Raw genomic sequence first — 22,187 nt, 5'->3', positions numbered from 1 at the left:
TTGTTATTACTATTATAATTTATTTTTCTGAGAATTGCTTGAATATTAAGTTGAAAGCGCTAATTTCTCTTATTTTTCCTCCAAAATGATATTTACTTTTTCATTTGTTATAATAGAGGAAAGAATTCAAGAGTTGAAGGTGCCTATGAAATTACTTTATACGGATGTCAATCATTCCATTACAGATATACTTGTTGAAGAAGCTGATCGCTATGCCAAGGAAGGTTATCGCCTTTTTTATATTGCCCCCAATTCCTTATCTTTTGAAAAGGAAAGAAGCGTTCTTGAGCGTTTAGCGGAGCAAGCCTCATTCTCGATTACGGTGACTCGGTTTGGTCAAATGGCGCGATATTTTACGCTTGACAAAATTAAAAGCCAAGAAACTCTAGATGATGCGGCTTTAAGCATGCTTCTCTATCGTGCTTTAGATAGCTTAAGCGAAGAGGACTTAAAACTATATTACCATATTCGGAAAGACTTAAGTTTTAACGCGCAATTAATGGATTTATATAAGGAGCTGAAGGCAGCAAATATCTCGATTATGGATATTGCTTTTGAAGATCCTCTTAAAAAAGCCGATTTAGTGACTATTTTTATGGAACTGGAAGATATCTTACGGGAAAAGAATCTCATTCAGGAATCTTCCCTAGACCATTTTTCACAAGCACTTGCTAGTGGTCAAATTGAAGACCAATTAAAAGAAACAGTTGTTGTGATTGATGGGTTTACGCGCTTTTCTTCCGAAGAAGCCTTATTAATCTCTCTTCTACAAGAAAAATGCCATCAAGTTGTTATCGGTACATACATGAGTCCAAAGGCTTATCAAAAAACTTTTACAGAAGGCAATCTTTATCAAGCTAGTATCGATTTTTTCCGACAATTATCAGCTCAATATCAGGTAAAAGCTGAGTATCGTTCAAGCAAAGAAACTTATCCATTAGCTTTCCAAAACATAACAAATGTCATTGAGTCTTTATATGACTTTTCGGAAGAAGCAGAAAGTCTGGATAAGGCTGACGCAGAAGTCATTGAGATTTGGCAAACTCTTAACCAAAAAGAAGAAATCGAGCATTTGGCTAAAGACATTCGTCAAAAGTTATATGAGGGACATCGCTACAAGGATATCTTGGTTCTTTTAGGCGATGTTGAAGCTTATCAATTACAAATGGGACAGATTTTTGAAAAATTTGAAATTCCCTATTATTTTGGTAGGTCAGAGGAGATGGCTCACCATCCTATTCTGCAATTTTTTGATGGATTGGAAAGAATTCAAACCTATAAGTGGCGCAAAGAAGATATCTTAAGCATTTTAAAAACAGGCCTTTTTGGTCGTTTTTCGAGTCTTGAATTGGATGGTTTTGAGAGCTACTTGCAGTTCGCTGATATTAATGGTCCTGCGAAATTTGCAAAAGTTTTTAAGGTCAATTTGAAAGATAATCAAGGTCGGCAAAGTTTTAATATTGAAAAAATTAATGAAGTTAGGGGAGCTATTTATAACCCACTTAATCGTTTTCTCACTAGTAAGAAAGATAGTGGCTCTAGCCTGATTGAGAAGTTATTGACATTTTTAAATGAGATTGATTTTACTGCTAATCTAGAAGAGCTCAGCAATTCCCAAAATGAAAATCAGCAGGAAAAAGATCTTGAAGTTTGGAAAAAAGTAACTTCGATTTTGGAAAAAGCTTATCAGATTTTTAATGACCAAGTGATGTCCTTGGAGGAAATGCTTAGTCTCATAAAGACTGCTTTGCAAATGGGAAAGTATCGAGCCGTTCCAGCCACCTTGGATGTAGTAACAATTAAATCCTATGACTTAGTTGAGCCTCATAGTAAAGAGTTTGTTTATGCCATTGGGATGACTCAAAGTCATTTTCCAAAAATTGCTCAGAACAAATCCCTAGTTTCTGATCAGGAACGTAGTAAAACCAATGAAAGTTTATCTGCTTTTAGGTCATTTGAAGTCTCTTCACATGAAATAACGAAAAAGAATCATTATTCATTTCTTTCCTTACTTAATGCTGCTAATCAAAAATTAGTCCTAAGTGTTCCCTTAGTTTTAAATGAGGTTTCAGAAAATAGGTCACCTTATCTTAACACTTTGATTGATTTAGGTATTCCAATGATTGAAAAAGATAAAAATCGCTTTTCAAGTTTGGATACTGATATCGGTAATTATAAATCCCTTTTATCATCCATCATTGAAATTAATAATCTTGATCAAGAGTACGACTTATCAAATGATGAGGAAAATTTCTGGACGGTTATGAGCCGATACTTACGGAAACGATTGGCAAGTGAACAGTTTACTATACCGCAATTAGCATCTCATCGTCGAGAAAGCAAACCACTTTCATCAGAGGTTATTCAGGCTCGTTATCCCCTTAATCAGCCAATTTCCTTGTCTAACTCTGCACTGACCGTCTTTTATAACAATCAGTACAAATATTTCTTGCAGTATATTTTAGGTTTACAGGAATTAGCTTCCATTCATCCAGATTCTAGACTCCATGGTTCCTACTTACACAAAGTATTGGAAAAAGTTATGAAAAATCCTTCCAAGGACCATTTTGATAGCAAAGTTAATCAGGCCATCCAGGAAACTAATCAAGAAAATGAGTTTTGGGACTTTTATTTAGCTGATTCACAGGGACAATTTAGTCTTAATCTTTTAGAAGAAATTGCTCGTTCAACAACGGATATTTTCAAGAGCCATGGTGACATTAGTATTATTGCTCAAGAAAAACCTTTCAAGTTAGCTCTTGAAGACAGAGTCATCATCAAAGGCGTTATTGACCGAATTGACCAGCTGAATGATCAGTCTTTAGGAATTGTTGATTATAAATCAAGTGCCAATGTGTTTGATATTAGTCTCTTTTATAATGGTTTAAATTCTCAGTTGCCAACCTATTTGTCAGCATTAAAAGAAGGGATAAATCAATCTAACAATCAGGAGTTTCCGCTATTTGGTGCTATGTATTTACACATGCAGGAGCCCAAAATAATGATGACGGAAAAGGCCGACATTGCTTCTAGTCTCTTGGAGACGCAGTTTAAAGAAATGAAGTATCAAGGTATTTTCTTGGAAGAAGAAAAGGATAAGCTCGCTTCTGGTCCTTATCATCTTCAGAATAATACCTATAGTGACCAGGAATTGACGCTGATTTTAGCCTATAATAAATGGCTTTATTTAGAGGCGGAGCGCATTATTCGCAAGGGCCATTTCTTGATTAATCCTTACACTAAAGATGGAAAAACGGTTCAAGGAGATCAATTAAAAGCCATTACTGGATTTGAAGCTGATCTCAATTTTGATCAAGCCAGACCCTTACTGAAAATTCCGGGGCGGCAAAAGAAGGAAGCAGTTATGACATTAATGACTAATCAATTGAAAGGAGGGGAATAAGATGGAATTTCCAAAATTTTTAAATGAAGATCAAATCAAAACCCTCCAAACTGAGGAATTGCTTTCGGATAAAGTACAAAAACGTACTAGGGAACAAATTGAGGCTATCTATTTAAATGGCCATAACATCCTGGTTTCAGCCTCTGCAGGGTCTGGAAAAACCTTTGTTATGGTTGAACGAATTATTGATAAAATCATGCGAGGCATTCCAATAGACCGGATGTTTATTTCAACTTTTACGGTCAAAGCAGCTGCGGAATTGAAGGAGCGTCTTGAAAAGAAATTAGTGGCGGCCATCAAAGAGAGTCAGGATCCAGAGTGGAAAGTTTATCTTAATCAACAGCTGCAACTGATACATCAGGCAGATATTGGGACAATGGATTCATTCACGCAAAAATTGGTGACTGAACATAGTCATTTCTTAGGGCTGTCGCCAAAGTTTCGAATCATGCAGGACAAGTCTGAGCAAGATATTTTGAAAAAGGCTATTTATGAGGAACTATTCTCCAAATACCTAGAGGGAGAAAAGCGGGAGACCTTTCTTGCTTTGGTAAAGAATTTTTCAGGCAAACGGAAGGATTCCCTTGCTTTTAGGAATCTTGTATATAATGTTTATTATTTTAGCCAATCGACGCAGTCGCCTGCTTTATGGTTGGAAAATGATCTGCTCAGAGCGAGTGACATGTTTGTCGATTTCCAGAGTATAGCGGATTCAGAAGTGGAAGCCCTGCTCAAAACCATGCAAAAAACAGCACAAGATTTGCGAGATCTGACAGAATTAGAAGAATACGGCAAAATGACTAAAGCCGGAAAACCTAGTGCTAAGTATCAAAAACATTTGCTTATTATTCAGGAACTGGAAGAAAAATCACTTCATTTTGAAACTTATTATGGTAAAGAGAAACTAAGTCATTTAGCCAAGGATATCTTAGCCCTACTACCTAGTGGGGATAGTATCACCGTAAATAAGAGGGCTTATCCTATCTATAAGGATTTGCAACCACGATTAAAAGAATGGCAACATTTGGAAACCATTTTGCATTTCCAAAAGGAAACCAAGCCCCTCATGAAACTCCTCCAAGCTTTCGTCATGGATTTTAGTCATGCCTATCTTGAGGCAAAAAGGAAAGAGAATGCCTTTGAATTTTCCGACATTGCCCATTTTGCTATTGAAATTCTTGAAAAATATCCGGATATTCAAGCAGCCTATCAAGAAAAATACCATGAAGTCATGGTGGATGAATACCAGGATAATAACCATATGCAGGAGCGCATGTTAGAACTCTTAGCAAATGGTCACAATCGCTTTATGGTAGGGGATATTAAACAGTCCATCTATCGTTTTAGACAGGCAGATCCTCTAATCTTTAACCAGAAATTTAAAGATTACCAAGAGAATCCAGAGCTTGGACGCTTGATTCTCCTTAAAGAAAATTTCCGAAGTCAATCAGAAGTTTTGGATGCTACTAATAGTATTTTTACCCATCTAATGGATGAAGAAATCGGTGATATACTTTACGATGACAGTCACCGCTTACTTGCTGGTAGTGATCGTCAGAAAGAAGAGTATCCTGAAAATCGCGCTCAATTTATTTTATATGATGATAGCTTAAGTTCGGATTTGGAAGAAGAAGTTGAGCAAAGTGAGGGTTTAAGTCTTTTCCCACGATTATCACCAGGTCAGATTAGAATTGTGGCCAAAGAGATTATTCGTTTACATGAGTCTGAAAATGTGGCTTTTTCTGATATCACTCTTCTGGTGTCTTCAAGAACACGAAATGATAATATTTTCAGAGCCTTTAATCAATTTGGTATTCCTTTAGTTGCAGATGGAGGTCAGGAAAACTACTTACAATCAGTTGAAATGATGGTTATGTTAGATACCTTAAGGACCATTAATAATCCTTTAAATGATTATGCTTTAGTTGCTCTGCTTAAGTCGCCTATGTTTGCCTTTGATGAAGATCAATTGGCAAGGATTGCTCTTCAAGATTCTTCAGAAGAATACACGGAATCCTTTTATGAAAAAATGCTTAATAGTCAAGCTAAAACTGGGAAAAATGCCCAGTTAATCACTCATGACTTAAGCATTAAAATTGATTTCTTTATCAGTCAATTGAAGAATTGGCGTCAATTTGCCCAAAAAAAATCACTTTATGATTTGATTTGGCACATCTACAATAAACGTTTCTATTTCGATTTTGTGGCTTCTGGACCAAAAGGGGAACAAGCTCAAGCTAATCTTTATGCTTTGGCGATACGGGCAAGTCAATTTGAAAAAGCTGGTTACAAAGGCTTATCTCGTTTTATCACCATGATTGATCGCATTCTTGAGACTGAGAATGATTTGGCTGATGTCGACGTGGCAAAACCCAAAGATGCTGTTAATTTAATGACCATTCACAAGTCCAAAGGGCTTGAGTTTAAATATGTGTTTATTCTCAATTGTGATCAAAAATTTGGCTTCCAAGATTTGAAGGCGCCGGCCATCATGGACCGATATCAAGGCATTGGCATTAAATACCTAGCAGATTTTAAATCTTTCTTAGAAGCTCAGCAATTCTCAAGTGTCAAAGTTAGTCTTGAAACCCTGCCTTATCAGGTGATTCGTAAAGCAATTAAGAGGGCGACTTTGTCGGAGCAGATGCGTCTTCTGTATGTGGCTATGACCAGAGCAGAGAAGAAGCTTTATTTGATTGGTAAGGGTCAAAAAGAGAAGTTGGAGGACAAGTATGAAAATCAGCGACAGGACAATCATCTAGCAAAAAGTCTGCGGGAAAATTTGCAGTCCTTCCAAGAATGGATTCTGGCTATTCAAGCTAACTTTACTAAAGAAGATTTGCATTTTGATATCAGTTTTGTCGGTGATGATGACCTGACGGATGACAAAATTGGACAATTGGAGCAAGTTGAGCGCCTTCGTCCTGATGATTTAAGCCATAACCGTCAAACGAAAGAAATTGCGCGTGCTCTGGATATGTTGGAAAAAGTCAATCTTCTTAATCAGGGTTTTCAGGCGGCTATTCATTTGCCAACTGTTCAGACTCCAAGTCAGATTAAAAACTTTTATCAACCAGTCATGGACTCCGAAGGAGTGGCGATTATTGAAAAGAATAATGGGCAAAGGAAGTTAGCGTTTGACCTGCCACAATTTTGGGCAAATGCCAAGGTGGAAGCGAGCCAGATTGGATCTGCTTTGCATGAAACAATGCAAAAAATTGACTTAACTCAGACACCTAATCAAGAAGCCATTGAAGCAGCAGTAGCTTTAGTAGATGCAAATGATTTGGTAAAAGCACAACTGGATAAAGAAAAAATCTTAGCCTTCTTCACAGATACAGAATTGGGACAACTGCTCATTAAGAAACGTGAGCATCTGCATCGTGAAGCACCGTTTGCCATGTTGAAAAAAGACAGTTTAAGCCAAGAGGATTTTGTCGTTCGTGGGATTATTGATGGCTACCTCCTTTTTGACGACCGGATTATCCTTTTTGATTACAAAACAGATAAATACAAGGATGCTCAGAAAATCAAAGAACGCTACCAAAGCCAACTTAATTTATATGCTGAAGCCCTGACTAAAGCCTATGCTATCCCTTTGGTTGAAAAATACCTGGTATTGCTTGGGGGAGAAGAATTGGAAGTTATCTCTGTTTAGAAAATTAGTACTAGCTGAAGCCATAAAACAAGTTCAGGGAGATATCAGACTGGACCTGTCAGAATCTATTTTTTCAGTTTCTTATCAATTCTGAAAACCGAGCTGAAAAAGTGCAAATTTTATTGACATTTTCGAAAAAGTCATGTAATATGTTAAAGAACGTGTAAATGTTACAATATCTTGAGGAGGTGAATCACATGTCAAAAACAGTAGTACGTAAAAACGAATCATTAGACGATGCTCTTCGTCGTTTCAAACGTTCTGTTACTAAAGCTGGAACTCTTCAAGAATCACGTAAACGTGAATTCTACGAAAAACCTTCTGTAAAACGTAAACGTAAATCAGAAGCAGCTCGCAAACGTAAAAAATTCTAATTTTTAGATAAAAAAACAGTCTTCCTTATGAAGGCTGTTTTTGACTCTTATAAATAGAGATACGTTTATGAAAATGTACAAAAAAAAGAAGTTGCAGAGCAACTTCATATTTTTTATTATTTGTTAGCAAGTAAGTCGCGGATTTGAACAAGAAGTTCTTCTTGAGTAGGTCCAGCAATAACTTCTTCCTCTTCTTGTTTTCTATAAGACATTGCTTTGTTAGCAGCTTTAACAACGAAGAATAGAGTTGTACCAACAATTAGGAAGTTGATAACTGCAGCGATAAAGCTACCGTATTTAACACCGTTCCAAGCTAGTTCAGCGATGTTTGAAACACCTGCAGCTTTAAGAACTGGATTTAAGATAAGTGGTGTAACCACGTCAGCAACTAATGAATCGATGATAGCTTTGAATGCAGCACCAATAACAACGGCAACCGCTAAATCTAAAACATTACCTTTAAACAAAAATTCTTTTAATTCTTTGATCATTTTGATCTCCCCATATGTTTATTTCATATCAATATAACAATTATTATTTTGATTCTATTAATGATAACATAATTTTAATTATTCTGACAAGTGATTATGCTTATTTTTATAAATTTACAAAAATACTTGAAAATGCTATAATTAACTATAAAAAAGTAGAATGGGTACTTTGTGGGGAGGTGAAGATTTGGCAATTGACAAAGATATGATTTCCCAGATTAAAAATGCTGTTAATATCGTTGATGTTATTGGTGAAGTTGTCAGTCTAACCCGCACCGGTAGACATTACTTAGGGCTTTGTCCCTTTCATAAAGAGAAAACGCCATCGTTTAACGTCATTGAAAATCGTCAATTTTTCCATTGTTTCGGATGTGGGCGTTCTGGCGATGTTTTTAAGTTTGTTGAAGATTACAGACAGGTTCCATTCCTGGAAAGTGTCAATATTATTGCTGAAAAAGCTGGGATTACGCTAGATATTGCACCACAAACCCAAACTCAGCAAAATCGAAAAAATCCTCATCAGGAATTGATTGCTATGCATGAAGATGCGCAAAAGTTTTACCAGGCAGTCCTTAAAACCACAAAGATGGGGCAAGAAGCACTCAGTTATTTATACCAGCGGGGCTTAGATGATGACTTGATAAACCATTTTAAAATTGGTTTGGCGCCAGCTGAAAATGACTATCTTTATCGGTCACTTTCCCAAAAGTACCAAGAAGAAGCCTTAGCAGCATCAGGGCTCTTTAATCTTTCGGAGTCGTCTAACACAATCTACGATGCTTTCCGTAATCGGATTATGTTTCCCTTAACGGATGATCGCGGCAACACCATTGCTTTTTCGGGTAGGGTGTGGACAGAAGCAGATATTGCTAAAAAGCAAGCTAAATACAAAAATTCCCGAGCAACTGTTCTCTTTAATAAGTCTTATGAACTTTATCATTTGGATAAAGCCAAGCCGGTGATTGCCAAAAAACATGAAGTTTTTTTGATGGAAGGTTTTATGGATGTCATAGCTGCTTATCGAGCAGGCTGTGAGAACGCTGTCGCCTCAATGGGGACCGCCTTGACACAAGAGCATGTCAACCATCTGAAATCACTAACCAAAAAGGTTGTGTTGACTTATGATGGTGACGATGCAGGTCAAAGTGCAATCTCTAAGTCTTTAGATCTTCTAAAAGACTTTCAAGTGGACATCGTACGCATTCCTAATAAGATGGATCCCGATGAATTTGTTCAAAAATATTCAGCTGAAGAGCTTGCTAATCTCTTAGACCACTCACGCATAAGTGACGTTGAGTTTTTGATTGATTACCTGAAACCAGAGAATATGGACAATCTCCAATCTCAGATTGCTTATGTTGAAAAAATTGGTCCAATTATAGCTGGAGCACCTTCGATAACAGCTCAGAATTCATATATTTACAAAGTGGCAGATGCTTTACCAGATTTTGATTACTTACAAGTTGAGCAAACCGTTAATTCTTATCGACTCAAGGATCGGCAAGAAAGACAGGTATCGGCTCAAGTTCCAAGAACGGAACTGGTTAGTTTACCTGTGACTAAAAATCTGACTGCCTTGGTTAGGACTGAAAATCAATTATTGCATCGTTTGCTTCACCACGATTATCTTTTAAATGAATTTCGCTTAAAAGAAGAATTTTATTTTGATACTCCAAGTTTGCAGGAGCTATATAATATTCTGAAAAATACTGGTGAGATTACCTCGCTTGATTTATCGCAATTAAGTCCTGAAGTTAATCAAGCCTACTATCGTATCTTAGAGGAAAATCTACCTGAGGAAGTTGCTGAAGGTGAAATTGATGATATTTTAGTCAAACGTAACAAGTTACTCAATGAAAGAGATATTCATAAACAAGGAAAACAAGTGAGAGAATCCAGTAATAATGGAGACCACAAACTAGCCTTAGAAGTTTTAGAAAATCTAATTGCACAAAAAAGGAAAATGGAATAGAGGAAAATATGGCTAAAGAAAACGATATAACAACTTTTAATGTTCAAGTTGCAGAATTCATTCGTAACCACAAAAAAGAAGGTACTGCAGTTGATGATGAAGTAACAGAAAAACTTGTTATTCCTTTTGTATTAGATGCAGATCAAATTGATGATCTTTTAGAACGCTTAACTGATGGTGGTATTTCAATTACTGATAAAGAAGGAAATCCATCCTCAAAATATATTGTTGAAGAACCAAAACCAGAAGAACTAACTGACGAACAATTAATCGGAAGCAATTCAGCTAAAGTGAACGATCCTGTTCGGATGTATTTGAAAGAAATTGGTGTCGTTCCTCTTCTCACAAGTGAAGAAGAAAAAGAACTAGCCATTGCAGTAGCAGAAGGCGATGTTGATGCTAAACAAAGACTTGCTGAAGCTAACTTACGATTAGTTGTATCTATTGCTAAACGTTACGTAGGTCGTGGTATGCAGTTCCTTGATTTGATTCAAGAAGGTAATATGGGATTGATGAAAGCCGTTGACAAATTTGACTACTCGAAAGGATTCAAATTCTCAACTTACGCAACATGGTGGATACGTCAAGCTATCACACGTGCTATCGCTGACCAGGCCCGTACCATTAGGATTCCGGTTCACATGGTTGAAACGATTAATAAACTTGTCCGAGAACAACGTAATCTTTTGCAGGAATTAGGACAAGACCCGTCACCAGAACAAATCGCTGAACGTATGGAAATGACACCAGAGAAAGTTCGTGAAATTCTTAAAATTGCTCAAGAACCTGTGTCACTTGAAACACCAATTGGTGAAGAAGATGATAGCCATCTAGGCGATTTCATCGAAGATGAAGTGATTGAAAATCCAGTTGATTACACAACTCGTGTTGTCCTTCGCGAACAACTTGATGAAGTATTAGATACCCTAACAGACCGTGAAGAGAATGTTTTAAGATTACGTTTTGGACTTGATGATGGCAAAATGCGTACTTTAGAAGATGTTGGTAAAGTATTTAATGTCACTAGAGAACGTATCCGTCAAATTGAAGCTAAAGCCCTACGCAAACTCCGCCACCCAAGCAGAAGCAAACAATTAAGAGATTTTATAGAGGATTAAAAATGCCCAGTGGGCATTTTTAACGGCGAGCTTGAAATTGGAAACGAGCCCAAAATCCAGGCTGAGGGTTTTAGCGGTCAGCCAAGAGATTGGAAAGCTGACTGTTTCCAAGTGGCACATCTCAGCGGTACACCTTGAAACTAGAAAGTGTACGGAATTTGTGGGCATTTTTAAGGTCGAGAAAGAAACGAGAAATAGCCACTTATAATGCAGTCGATTAAATTCAAGACTGTTATTAGAATTGATAGAAAAAGTAGTTAATATTAAAAGAGATTTAAGCTCAAAGGCCAAATGGTCTTTGAGCTTTACCATAAATAATGAAGGATGTTTAGATGTCAGAAAATCAAAAATATAGTGAAGAAGAAGTAGGTAAAATTAAAGACCGTATTCTCGAAGCACTCGAAATGGTCATTGACCCAGAGCTTGGTATAGATATTGTTAATCTAGGTCTGATTTATGAAATCCGTTTTTCGGACTCTGGTCATACCGAAATCGATATGACTTTAACAACAATGGGTTGTCCTTTAGCTGATTTACTGACTGATCAAATTTATGATGTCTTAAAAGATGTTCCAGAAGTAACAAGTTCAGAAGTGAAATTGGTTTGGTATCCAGCTTGGACTGTAGATAAAATGAGTCGTTATGCACGAATTGCTTTAGGAATTCGATAAAAACAAACTAAAGGGATGAAATATTCCCTTTTTTGTTGTAAAATAATGAGGAAAATAGGAAGGATTTTTTATGAATGAACATGCTTTAAATCCAAAAGTTAACATTTGTATTGCAACTTATAATGGAGCAAAGTATTTAATTGAGCAGTTAGACAGTATTAAATATCAGACTTATCAAAATTGGGAGTGTTTAATTAGAGATGATGGTTCAACTGATGGAACAATCGATCTGATTAAAGATTATTGCGAGAAAAATTCAAAATTTGAGTTTATTAATTGTGGGCAGATTGAAAACTTAGGTAGTCACAGATCTTTTTTTGAATTGGTGAAATATAAAAAAGCTGATTATTATTTTTTTTGTGATCAAGATGATATTTGGAAAAAAAACAAAATTGAATTGTTTTTATCAAAAACAAATTTTGAAACTGAAAAACCTGAACTTGTTTATTCTGGTTGGACAACAGTTGATGAAAACTTGAATCTTTTAAAAGAAGTATTTCCAAAAACAACAATTAATGAACAAATTTCATTTAATCAAATTAATGGAATGTCAATGATGCTTAATGATAAATTGGTTAAAATATGGAATTATCGTAAATGGGGTGCACATGATTCATTTGTTGCTCTAATAGCATATACCATAGGTAATGTCATTTATATTCCTAAATCTACGATCCTTTGGAGAAGATTATCGTCTTCAGAGTCAATTTCTAATTATGGTAGAGGATTTGGTATTGAAACTTTTTGGAAAATGATGGAAATGTCATTTGTTCGTAGTCAACTTGTATTGGATGACTATGAAAAATATATGGATAAATACCATAAAGGTTTTTTAAAAAGCTTTGTAAGTATTCCTAAAATGAACTTTTTCAATAGATTAAAAACATTGATGGAACTAAAACTTAGGCGAAAATCATTAATTGAGACAATTGCATTAAACTTTTTATTGTTGTTCAAATATAAAATGCCCAAGAATATCTTGCAAGAATTGCTGAATAAGGAGAAAATATGATATTAATTACTGGTAGTAATGGACAGCTTGGAACAGAATTACGTTATTTATTAGATGAGCGTAATGAAGAATATGTAGCAGTAGATGTTGTTGAAATGGATATTACAAATGCTGAAATGGTTGACCAAGTCTTTTCACAAGTGAAACCGACATTGGTTTACCACTGCGCAGCCTATACGGCAGTTGATGCTGCAGAAGATGAAGGCAAAGAATTAAACCAAGCAATCAACGTTGATGGTACAGTAAATATCGCAAAAGCTTGTCAAAAATATAATGCTACATTAGTTTATATTTCAACTGACTATGTTTTTGACGGGACAAAAACAGTAGGTCAAGAGTGGTTTGAAACAGATGTTCCAGATCCTAAAACAGAATATGGTCGCACTAAACGACTTGGTGAAGAAGCAGTAGAAAAATATGCTGAAAAATTCTATATTATTAGAACTGCATGGGTATTTGGTAATTACGGCAAAAACTTTGTTTTCACTATGCAAAATCTTGCAAAAAGTCATCCCAAACTTACAGTAGTTAATGACCAGTTTGGTCGTCCGACATGGACTCGTACCCTTGCTGAATTTATGTGTTATTTAGCTGAAAACAATAAGGAATTTGGTTATTATCATCTCTCAAATGATTCCAAAGAAGATACCAGCTGGTATGATTTTGCCAAGGAAATCTTAAAAGATACTGACGTGGAAGTAGTTCCTGTTGATTCTTCTGCCTTTCCGGCAAAAGCTAAGCGTCCACTTAATTCAACCATGAATTTAGATAAGGCAAAAGCAACTGGATTTAAGATTCCAATGTGGCAAGATGCTTTACATGAATTTTATCAACAAGAAATCAAAAAACAAGCTGAAGAATGAGCTTTGCCCTAGTGGCAGAGCTCATTTTTTCATGGTAAAATCTCGTAAAAAGTCACTATTTATGCTATAATATTTATTGATTATATTTTAGAATGGGGCATTGTGAATGCAGGATGTATTTATCATTGGTAGTCGAGGATTACCGGCAAAATATGGTGGCTTTGAAACTTTTGTCGAAGAGCTAATCAGTCATCAAAAAAGTGGAGACATCCGTTATCACGTTGCCTGTCTCAGTGATTCAAAACATAAAGAACACTTTGATTTCAAAGGAATCGATTGTTTTTACCTTAATCCACCAAAGATTGGCCCTGCACGAGTCATCGCTTATGACATGATGGCCATTAACTATGCTCTGAAACTATGTGATCGTCAAAATATTAAAAATCCCATTTTTTACATTCTTGGTAACACTATTGGTGCCTTTATCGGATCTTTTGCAAAAAAAATTAAAAAGCATACCGGTCAGTTTTTCATCAATCCTGATGGCCTCGAATGGAAACGCAGTAAATGGTCTAAGCCAGTTCAATGGTATTTGAAATATGCTGAAAAGCAAATGACCAAAAAAGCTGATTTAGTCATTTCAGATAATTTAGGAATTGAAACCTACATTAAGGAAGCCTATCCATGGGCTAAGACTAAATTTATTGCTTATGGAACTGATACAGAACCATCTACTTTAACTTTTGAAGAAGACAAGGTTCGTGACTATTTCAATCAGTTTCAAATCAGTGAGAAAAATTATTATTTAGTCATTGGTCGCTTTGTTCCTGAGAACAACTATGAGACTATTATCAAAGAATTTATGGCTTCACAGACAGAGCGTGATTTGGTCGTGATTTGCAACCATGAAGGTAATGGATTCTTTGAGGCCTTGAAATCAACTACACACTTTGAAAAGGATCAACGGGTCAAGTTTGTAGGTACCCAGTATGATCGTCAGTTATTAACCTACATTCGTGAAAATGCCTTCGCCTACATCCATGGACACGAGGTCGGAGGAACCAATCCTGGGCTACTAGAAGCATTGGCCCATACAAATCTAAATTTGGTCTTCAATGTTGATTTTAATAAGTCGGTGGCAAAAACTGGCGCTTTGTATTGGACCAAAGATGATAAGGTGCTGGCTCAGTTAATTGAAAGTGTTGATGGTCGCCACAACTATGATGATTTAGGTCGGCAAGCCAAGGAGATTATCCAGAAAGAATACACTTGGGACAAAATTGTTAGTGAATATGAGGCCTTATTTTTAAATGAAAATTAACATTTTAATGTCCACCTACAACGGTGAAAAGTTCCTAGCAGAACAGATTGAAAGCATTCAAAAACAAACAGTTACAGACTGGACACTCTTAATCAGGGATGATGGTTCGACTGATCACACACCGGAAATCATCCAAGAGTTTGTGGCTAAAGATAGTCGGATTCGTTTTATCAATGCTAATAATCGTGTTAATTTCGGTGTCATCAAAAATTTCTTCACACTCTTAAAACATGAAGAAGCTGACTACTATTTATTTAGTGATCAAGATGACGTATGGTTACCAGATAAGTTGGCCATTCAATTGCAAGAGGGTCAAAAGCATGATCAGGAAATACCATTGGCTGTTTATATGGACCTAAAAGTGGTGGATCAAAACTTGAATGTCATCAATGAAAGCATGATTCGTTCTCAGTCAGGACATGCCAATACAAAAATGATTCAGGAACTTTCTGAGAACACTGTTACGGGTGGAGTCATGTTGATCAATCATGCCTTGGCAGAAAAATGGAAATCACCTGATGGCATTATCATGCATGACTGGTACTTAGCCTTGATAGCTTCAAGTCTTGGAAAATTGATTTATATTGATATACCAGGTGAATTATATCGTCAGCACAGTAACAATGTTTTGGGGGCTAGAACACTTGATAAACGCTTTAAAATTTTGCGAGAAGGCCCTCGTCATATTTTTACACGCTATTGGAAGTTAATCCATGAATCACAGCAGCAAGCCCAAAAAATTCTTGAAACAGAAAGTGATAATTTAGCTCCTAAAGACAGAGAAGTCCTACTTCACTATATTGACATTGATCAAAAAGCTTTTCCTGAGCGACTTCGTCGTATCATAAAATATAAGTACACAAAGAATCAATGGAAACATATTATTGTTTTTAGACTATTATTGCTTACAAATCTATATAATGCGAGATAAAAATGAAAAAAGTTCTATTAATTATTCCAGCCTATAATGAAGAGGGTAGTATCGAAAAGACAGTTGCAAAAATTGTTGCTTTTCGTGAGCAACACGATCTTTCATTTCAATTGGACTATATTGTTATTAATGATGGCTCAACAGATTCAACAGCTCAAATTTTGGATCAAAAGCAACTACAGCATATCGACTTAATTCAAAATTTAGGAATTGGTGGTGGTGTTCAAACAGGCTATATTTATGCCTTAAGACAAAATTATGACATCGCTGTCCAATTTGATGGGGATGGTCAACATGATATTAATAGTATCGCTGAGGTCGTAAAACCGGTTTTAGATGATGAGGTTGATTTTGTCATAGGCTCCCGTTTTGTTGATAAATCGATTGAGAATTTCCAATCAACTTTTATGCGTCGATTAGGAATTAATTTAATTTCCATAGCAATTAAACTGACAACTGGCAAAAAAATTTACGATACCACTAGTGGTTATCGTGCAGGAAATAAGAAAGTCATTGCTTATTTTGCTCAACGCTACCCAGTGGCTTATCCTGAGCCGGAATCAATCGTCCGACTTTTGAAAAAAGGGCTTAGAGTAAAAGAAATGCCAGCCAACATGTTTGAACGTTTAGAAGGCGTCTCAAGTATTAGAGCTTTCAAATCAGTGACTTATATGATTGATGTGCTAATTTCAATTCTGATTGCTGGATTTATGAAGGAGCAAGATTAATGAGTTTATTTCTACAAATCGAAATGTTTATTTTGGCCCTAATAATTTTATATGCTATTATTCGCATGGTCAATAAACATTCTTTTTCAGTAAGAAGAGCTACCCCTTGGCTATTTGTTGGTTTTTCACTTGTCTTTATCAGTGTTTTTCCACAAGTTGTCTCCATCGTAGCACATCGAGCAGGATTTGCTTTAACTATGAACTTTCTTTTGTTTATGGCTGTCCTTTTCTTGTTTGTCTTGGAGATTTTTGATACCCAAAGTTCTACTCGAAAAGAAGAGCAAATCAAAAAACTGATACAAGAAGTTTCCTTGTTAAAAAAAGAAATTGAGGATAAAGATTAATGAGACGAGTTTTATTAGTTGTGTTATCAGTATTCTTTGTTTTTACAAATATTGAGTCAAATTGTGTCTTTGCTGATGAAAAAAAGCAATATGATATTGAAGTAAACTATAGTTATAATAACAATCCAATTTATAGTATTCAAATTATTGCAAAGAATTATGAAAATGCAAAAAATAAGTTGATGAAAGGTGATTTTAAAGAGTCTGACTTTAAACATTTTTCAGTTTCAAAGTTAAAGAGTAATTACAGAGTTGAAAATGAGAAAGTGTTTTTAAACAATAAATTAAAATTCGGAAAAAATCTCAAAACAAGTTACAGTGAAGCAAAGGATATTATTTCGGAACTCTACAAAACGAATCTTGATTATTTGGATTTTATTAATGATTTTGGTCCACAAATAACTTTGTCAAACCCTGAAAACACTAAGTATAAATTTACTAATAAAGAAGGAAATACAATTGGAAAGATAGAAGGGGGCCTTACTTTATTTGTATCATCAATTGATACTAAAGACTTTGAGATTAAAAATATTAATAGTAATCAAAAAATATCATTAGGAAATACAGATTTTTCTAGTGGAATTTTTATTAAAACAAATGATAAAAAATCGAAAAAAAAATTATCTGTTGATTATGGAGAAACCGTTGAATATCATATTCCAATTAGCAATAAAACTAAATTACGAGTAGATATTTCTCCGAATTTTGTTATTGATTCTGTAAATTTACCTTACGAAAAAGAATTAAATTTTTCTCCGTACAAAATCGGAAAAAATGGGTTGCTTGAAAATGATACAGAATTAGAATTTAGTAATAATATCATTTATTATAATAGTAGTGAAAATACAGCCGAAGAACAGAAGCAAGTTATTGAAAAAGAGTTAAGTAAGTTTCAGTCAATTTATAGATATAATTTTGATTTTAAAAATATTGATAAAAAATTTCTGATTATTAAAGGTCATGTTGTTTCTAATACAAATTACCAAATTAAGGCTCAGAGAAATTTAGATGCTAATAATTTGAATAAATCACAAGAAAAACTAAATATAGAAAACTCAAGATATAAACAAGGAATATTAGTTAGTGATGGACAAAAATATTATTTTACACCTTATTTAACTAGTTATAAGGTTAATTTTGCGATGTTTAATTCTAATAGTAATAAATTATATTATGGTGGAAATTATATTTTAGGTCGTATTGATGAGAATAATCAAATAGGTATCTATTCTGGTTCAAAATATGGAAAGCCGAAATGGAGTCCAACTAAAAATACAAATGATTTTAGTAAACATTTTATTAAAAAATATTTAAGAAATAGAAATAATTATTTTCAAATTAGGGGTGGATCCAGGTATACGATGGATGGATTGACTCAAAAATTTGAACTTAATAAAAAAATTTGGGATTATAATATTAAGGAACAAAGAAAAATATCAAAATCCTTATTTACGATTGAAGGATTATCAAGCAATTATAAATATTTTTTGCTTCAAACTAAAGTTCCTAAAGGTTATGAATTAAGAAGTGAGCGAATTGATTTTATTGCTAATATAAATAGTAAAAGTTATGCACAATATTTAAACTATGAAATTAATGGACAGATTTTAGATTTTGAATATGGCCAAAATGAATATAATGCGATACCATTAAACAAGAAAAATAAAAAAATAAATACGCCAGTCAATCCCTACATACTATTAGCACTGGGATTGTTAATAGTTTTATTTATTTATTTATTTACAGTGTTTTTACTGATAAATCCTAAAAATAAATCAAATGAAAAGTGAAAAATATGAAAAAAATGACGGTTGCAGAAATTAGGAAAGTTCAATTAGAGATGCTTTCTTATATTGATACTTTGGCAAAGGAAAATAATATCAACTATTCGTTAGCAGGCGGAAGTCTCTTAGGTTCAATCCGTCACCAAGGCTTTATCCCTTGGGATGACGATATTGATTTAATGCTTAAAAGAAGTGAGTATGAAAAATTGATGAAGCTATTGGCTAGACAAGAAGATGCTGATTATAAACTCTTACATCACTCTGTAGAGCCTAATCTTTGGCCTTTCGCCAAACTCTATCATACAAAATCAATGTATCAAAGCAAAACAGACCGGATTCACCCATGGACTGGAATTTTTATTGATATTTTCCCTATGGACAAATTACCAGAGACTGCTGAGGATCGAGAAAAGTTCTTTAAAAAAGTTCATAATGCGGCAGCAAATCTCATGTGTACCACTTATCCTAATTATGCTAGTGGGTCCCGTAAGTTATATGCTTTTGCTAGATTAGTTTTAGGATTGCCTCGTTTTCTAAAGTATCATGGCCAAGCAAAAAAACAAGCTCAAGTATTGGATCAAATTATGAGAACATACAATGAACAAAATGTTCCATATATTGGATATACAGATTCACGCTACCGATTAAAAGAACATTTTCCTGTCGAATTATTTTCAGAATATGAAGATACGCCATTTGAAAACTTAACTGTAAGAAAAATAAAAAATGATCATGCTTATTTGAATCAGCTTTATGGCAAATTCTATATGGAGTTACCTCCTGAAGATAAGCGGGAAAATCACAGTTATTACACATGGTACTGGAAATAATAAAATCATAGGAGGATATTTTGATAAAATCAGCAGTATTAATGGCTACATATAATGGTTCGGAAAATATAGAAATTCAACTTGACTCAATAAGAAGACAAACATTACAACCTACTTTTGTATTAATTAGAGACGATGGGTCTTTTGACAACACAGTAGATATTGTAAAAAAATATATTGAGAAATATCAGTTAATAGGTTGGACTATTAAAAAAAATGAAAAAAATTTAGGTTGGAGATTAAACTTTAGACAGCTAATGCTAGACGTTTCATCTTATGATGTAGATTATGTATTTATTTCAGATCAAGATGATGAGTGGTTTTTGAATAAAAATGAGATACAAACTGATATAATGGAAAAAAATGAAAATATTGATGTTTTATCGTCTGATATTGAAGTGAAAAGTATTTCTAATGAAGCGTTTATGCCAAATGTTTTTAAATTTAGTGATAGTGATAAAAATAAACTTTCAAAATATCCATATTCACTAAACTATGTTAGTTATAGACCAGGACTTGTTATGTGCATCAGAAAGCCTTTCTTAGATTTAGTTGCAAGAAACTATAAACAAAATATTGGAACTACACATGATAATCTATTTTCAGGTTTATCTGGTATTATCGGTAATGGCTATAATTTTAATGTCCCAGTTGTATTGCATGTTAGACATGATAACAATGCAAGTGGAAATTTATTAAACATAAAAAGTTCTAATTCAGAACATATTTCTGTACTTAATAATATGTACATTTACTATGATGTTATTTTCAATGTCTTAAATGAATTAAATCATCCAGATACACAAAAGATTTCTAAGTTTGTTTCTTTCTATAAAGAGAGAATTAAAAATGCTGAAGATAGAAATATTGTTAAAACTGTTATACAGATGATTTTCAATTTTAAACTTTATAATGGAGTAGGAAATTATTTTAAAGACATTATTTTCATATTTAAAAAATAAAAAGGAGAAAAAAATGATTACAGCACTACTAACAGCAGCCGGTACTGGTACTAGAATGGGTCAAGACATACCTAAACAATTTCTTCATGTAAATAATAAACCTATAATTATTTACACAATGGAAGTTTTTGAGAAAGATCCAAATATTGATGGAATAGTTATTGTTACACTAGAATCTTGGGTCGAAGTTGTTAGAGCATATGCTAAACAATTTAACATCACCAAACTGAAAGATATTGTTGTTGGTGGAAGCACTGGTCAAGAATCAATAGCAAATGGGATCAAATCAATTGTAAAGTTTGCTTCTGAAGATTCTACAGTTTTGATTCATGATGGAAACCGACCACTCGTTACATCAGAAATAATTTCAAGTGCAGTTGCAACTTTTAATCAATATGGTTCTGCTGTAGCAGCAATACCTACCGTAGAAGCAGTATTTACAAGTCATGATGCCTTAATTGCAGAAGATTCTGTGCCAAGAGAGATTTTATATCGAACTCAAACACCTCATATTTATCCTGTTAAAGATGTTATTTCTGCACATCTCGAAGCTTCAAAAAAAGGTATCAGTAATACTGCAGCAACTTGTGCCTTAATGCATGAACTTGGAAAAAAAGTATATTTTTCTAAAGGTGCTGAAACAAATTTGAAAATTACAACTGTTGATGATTTATTAATTTTTAAAGCACTTCTTACAACTAGAAAGGACGATTTTATCCGGTGAGAGATTTTGATGAAAAAAATTATATTAATACTTTAGAAAAAATTAATAAAAATCAATACAATAAATTTTACAATAAAAAGATTTTGATTACAGGAGCAAACGGACTAATTGGTGGTACTTTATTAGATTTTTTTCAATTTTTAAATGATAAATATAACGCTAATATTTTAATTTATGCCTTAGTCAGGTCAAAGTTTATTTCTCAAAAATTTTTTTCAAATTCTAATGTAATTGTATTAAATCAAAGCGTTGAGGATTTAATAAGTATTGATAGCGACCTAGATTATATTTTCCATATTGCAAGCAATGCTCATCCTAAAGCTTATGATCAATTTCCTGTTGAAACAATAATGATTACAGTTAGAGGAACTGAAAATGTGTTGAAATTATCTCATGAAACTGGAGCTAGATTATTATTTGTCTCTAGTTCAGAAGTATATGGAGAATTGGACCGAAATTTTGATTCTCATTTAGAAGAGAACTATGGAAAAATTGATATACTCTCCCCTAGATCATGTTATTCAGAAAGTAAAAGATTAGCTGAAACTTTAATATGTTCATATATTAAAGAGTTTAAAGTAAATGCGGTAATAGTACGTCCGGCTTATATTTTTGGTCCAAGGTTTTCAGAATCAAATACAAGAGCCGATGTTGAATTCATTAAGTCTTGTTTATCAAAAGAAAATATAATATTACGGTCTGAAGGAGTTCAAAAACGCTCTTATACCTATGTTTTCGATTGTGTTACTGCAATGCTTGAGGTTATGCTTGACGGAAAAAATGGTGAAGCATATAATATTTCATCGGACTTTGGAAATGTACAATTGAGAGAGTTTGCACAAATATTAGCAGATAAAGCTGGTGTGAATTTACAATTTGATATTTCAGATACCAAAGGTGGTTCACAAATTGTAAATTCTTTATTATCTAATTCAAAATTAAAAAAATTGGGATGGACGGAATCATTTAATATGGAAAATGCGATTGATAATTTATTTAGTATCTTAATTTGATAATGTATTATCAAATTAACTTACAAAAGAAATTTTTAAAATGGAGAA

General features: G+C 34.0%; 18 protein-coding genes. 17 read left to right on the top strand and 1 reads right to left on the bottom strand.

Features of this window, described 5'->3' with window-relative positions; all coding sequences use genetic code 11:
- Positions 1–145: 145 nt before the first annotated feature.
- The 3 genes from rexB to rpsU all read left to right on the top strand — a co-directional run bounded on the left by rexB (position 146) and on the right by rpsU (position 7,435).
- Positions 146–3,403 carry an ATP-dependent nuclease subunit B gene (rexB, locus tag A9Q68_RS03745; protein ID WP_071793346.1) on the top strand — a complete coding sequence of 1,086 codons (3,258 nt, stop codon included), beginning with the start codon at positions 146–148 and terminating at the stop codon, positions 3,401–3,403.
- Between the two features lies 1 nt (position 3,404).
- Positions 3,405–7,061: a helicase-exonuclease AddAB subunit AddA gene (gene addA / locus A9Q68_RS03740; RefSeq protein WP_071793345.1), complete on the top strand. Its 3,657-nt coding sequence runs from the start codon at positions 3,405–3,407 to the stop codon at positions 7,059–7,061.
- A 197-nt stretch (positions 7,062–7,258) separates the two neighbouring features.
- The gene (rpsU, locus tag A9Q68_RS03735) at positions 7,259–7,435 is read left to right on the top strand and encodes a 30S ribosomal protein S21 (protein WP_000048058.1); all 177 of its coding nucleotides are present in this window, start codon (positions 7,259–7,261) and stop codon (positions 7,433–7,435) included.
- A 116-nt stretch (positions 7,436–7,551) separates the two neighbouring features.
- On the opposite strand, the gene mscL is transcribed toward rpsU, so the two are convergent.
- Positions 7,552–7,926: a large conductance mechanosensitive channel protein MscL gene (gene mscL, locus A9Q68_RS03730; protein ID WP_071793344.1), complete on the bottom strand. Its 375-nt coding sequence runs from the start codon at positions 7,924–7,926 to the stop codon at positions 7,552–7,554.
- A 160-nt stretch (positions 7,927–8,086) separates the two neighbouring features.
- On the opposite strand from mscL, the gene dnaG reads away from it, so the two are divergent.
- From dnaG to A9Q68_RS03660, 14 genes are all read left to right on the top strand, one after another.
- A complete protein-coding gene (gene dnaG / locus A9Q68_RS03725; RefSeq protein ID WP_071793343.1) occupies positions 8,087–9,898 on the top strand; it encodes a DNA primase in 1,812 nt (603 codons plus the stop codon).
- 8 nt (positions 9,899–9,906) lie between these two features.
- On the top strand, positions 9,907–11,016 hold the full coding sequence (rpoD, locus tag A9Q68_RS03720; RefSeq protein WP_071793342.1) for an RNA polymerase sigma factor RpoD: 1,110 nt from the start codon (positions 9,907–9,909) through the stop codon (positions 11,014–11,016).
- Positions 11,017–11,348: 332 nt separating this feature from the next.
- A complete protein-coding gene (locus A9Q68_RS03715; protein ID WP_071793341.1) occupies positions 11,349–11,687 on the top strand; it encodes a metal-sulfur cluster assembly factor in 339 nt (112 codons plus the stop codon).
- A gap of 70 nt (positions 11,688–11,757) precedes the next feature.
- Positions 11,758–12,699, top strand: a complete 942-nt coding sequence (locus tag A9Q68_RS03710) for a glycosyltransferase family 2 protein (RefSeq protein WP_071793340.1) — start codon at positions 11,758–11,760, stop codon at positions 12,697–12,699.
- Entirely contained in the window at positions 12,696–13,562 is an 867-nt protein-coding gene (gene rfbD, locus A9Q68_RS03705) for a dTDP-4-dehydrorhamnose reductase (protein WP_071793339.1), read from the top strand. Before A9Q68_RS03710 ends, rfbD begins: the two co-directional genes overlap by 4 nt.
- 106 nt (positions 13,563–13,668) lie before the next feature.
- Positions 13,669–14,823 carry a beta 1-4 rhamnosyltransferase Cps2T gene (gene cps2T, locus A9Q68_RS03700; RefSeq protein WP_071793338.1) on the top strand — a complete coding sequence of 385 codons (1,155 nt, stop codon included), beginning with the start codon at positions 13,669–13,671 and terminating at the stop codon, positions 14,821–14,823.
- A complete protein-coding gene (locus A9Q68_RS03695; protein ID WP_071793337.1) occupies positions 14,813–15,754 on the top strand; it encodes a glycosyltransferase family 2 protein in 942 nt (313 codons plus the stop codon). Before cps2T ends, A9Q68_RS03695 begins: the two co-directional genes overlap by 11 nt.
- Positions 15,755–15,756: 2 nt before the next feature.
- Positions 15,757–16,482, top strand: coding sequence for a glycosyltransferase family 2 protein (locus A9Q68_RS03690; protein WP_071793336.1), 726 nt, complete (start codon positions 15,757–15,759; stop codon positions 16,480–16,482).
- Positions 16,482–16,826 (top strand): DUF2304 domain-containing protein, encoded by a 345-nt coding sequence (locus A9Q68_RS03685; protein WP_071793335.1) that lies wholly within the window; start codon positions 16,482–16,484, stop codon positions 16,824–16,826. Before A9Q68_RS03690 ends, A9Q68_RS03685 begins: the two co-directional genes overlap by 1 nt.
- The gene (locus tag A9Q68_RS03680) at positions 16,826–18,616 is read left to right on the top strand and encodes a hypothetical protein (RefSeq protein WP_071793334.1); all 1,791 of its coding nucleotides are present in this window, start codon (positions 16,826–16,828) and stop codon (positions 18,614–18,616) included. Before A9Q68_RS03685 ends, A9Q68_RS03680 begins: the two co-directional genes overlap by 1 nt.
- Positions 18,617–18,621: 5 nt before the next feature.
- Complete coding sequence (locus A9Q68_RS03675; protein WP_071793333.1) at positions 18,622–19,440, top strand: LicD family protein; 819 nt, start codon at positions 18,622–18,624, stop codon at positions 19,438–19,440.
- Positions 19,441–19,460: 20 nt separating this feature from the next.
- Complete coding sequence (locus tag A9Q68_RS03670) at positions 19,461–20,402, top strand: glycosyltransferase (RefSeq protein ID WP_071793332.1); 942 nt, start codon at positions 19,461–19,463, stop codon at positions 20,400–20,402.
- A 13-nt stretch (positions 20,403–20,415) separates the two neighbouring features.
- Positions 20,416–21,126, top strand: coding sequence for an IspD/TarI family cytidylyltransferase (locus A9Q68_RS03665; RefSeq protein WP_071793331.1), 711 nt, complete (start codon positions 20,416–20,418; stop codon positions 21,124–21,126).
- Positions 21,123–22,139: an NAD-dependent epimerase/dehydratase family protein gene (locus A9Q68_RS03660; protein WP_071793330.1), complete on the top strand. Its 1,017-nt coding sequence runs from the start codon at positions 21,123–21,125 to the stop codon at positions 22,137–22,139. Before A9Q68_RS03665 ends, A9Q68_RS03660 begins: the two co-directional genes overlap by 4 nt.
- The last annotated feature ends 48 nt before the right edge of the window (positions 22,140–22,187 follow it).

Origin of the sequence: Streptococcus bovimastitidis (assembly GCF_001885095.1) — a bacterium.
GTDB lineage: Bacteria > Bacillota > Bacilli > Lactobacillales > Streptococcaceae > Streptococcus > Streptococcus bovimastitidis.
This window is presented reverse-complemented; position numbering and strand designations above follow the sequence as displayed.

What these genes read in the sequence shown, in the direction of transcription:
- rexB (WP_071793346.1), top strand. Translation starts at nt 146, where the DNA reads ATGAAATTACTTTATACGGATGTCAATCATTCCATTACAGATATACTT.
- addA (WP_071793345.1), top strand. Translation starts at nt 3,405, where the DNA reads ATGGAATTTCCAAAATTTTTAAATGAAGATCAAATCAAAACCCTCCAA.
- rpsU (WP_000048058.1), top strand. Translation starts at nt 7,259, where the DNA reads ATGTCAAAAACAGTAGTACGTAAAAACGAATCATTAGACGATGCTCTT.
- mscL (WP_071793344.1), bottom strand. Translation starts at nt 7,926, where the DNA reads ATGATCAAAGAATTAAAAGAATTTTTGTTTAAAGGTAATGTTTTAGAT.
- dnaG (WP_071793343.1), top strand. Translation starts at nt 8,087, where the DNA reads ATGGGTACTTTGTGGGGAGGTGAAGATTTGGCAATTGACAAAGATATG.
- rpoD (WP_071793342.1), top strand. Translation starts at nt 9,907, where the DNA reads ATGGCTAAAGAAAACGATATAACAACTTTTAATGTTCAAGTTGCAGAA.
- A9Q68_RS03715 (WP_071793341.1), top strand. Translation starts at nt 11,349, where the DNA reads ATGTCAGAAAATCAAAAATATAGTGAAGAAGAAGTAGGTAAAATTAAA.
- A9Q68_RS03710 (WP_071793340.1), top strand. Translation starts at nt 11,758, where the DNA reads ATGAATGAACATGCTTTAAATCCAAAAGTTAACATTTGTATTGCAACT.
- rfbD (WP_071793339.1), top strand. Translation starts at nt 12,696, where the DNA reads ATGATATTAATTACTGGTAGTAATGGACAGCTTGGAACAGAATTACGT.
- cps2T (WP_071793338.1), top strand. Translation starts at nt 13,669, where the DNA reads ATGCAGGATGTATTTATCATTGGTAGTCGAGGATTACCGGCAAAATAT.
- A9Q68_RS03695 (WP_071793337.1), top strand. Translation starts at nt 14,813, where the DNA reads ATGAAAATTAACATTTTAATGTCCACCTACAACGGTGAAAAGTTCCTA.
- A9Q68_RS03690 (WP_071793336.1), top strand. Translation starts at nt 15,757, where the DNA reads ATGAAAAAAGTTCTATTAATTATTCCAGCCTATAATGAAGAGGGTAGT.
- A9Q68_RS03685 (WP_071793335.1), top strand. Translation starts at nt 16,482, where the DNA reads ATGAGTTTATTTCTACAAATCGAAATGTTTATTTTGGCCCTAATAATT.
- A9Q68_RS03680 (WP_071793334.1), top strand. Translation starts at nt 16,826, where the DNA reads ATGAGACGAGTTTTATTAGTTGTGTTATCAGTATTCTTTGTTTTTACA.
- A9Q68_RS03675 (WP_071793333.1), top strand. Translation starts at nt 18,622, where the DNA reads ATGAAAAAAATGACGGTTGCAGAAATTAGGAAAGTTCAATTAGAGATG.
- A9Q68_RS03665 (WP_071793331.1), top strand. Translation starts at nt 20,416, where the DNA reads ATGATTACAGCACTACTAACAGCAGCCGGTACTGGTACTAGAATGGGT.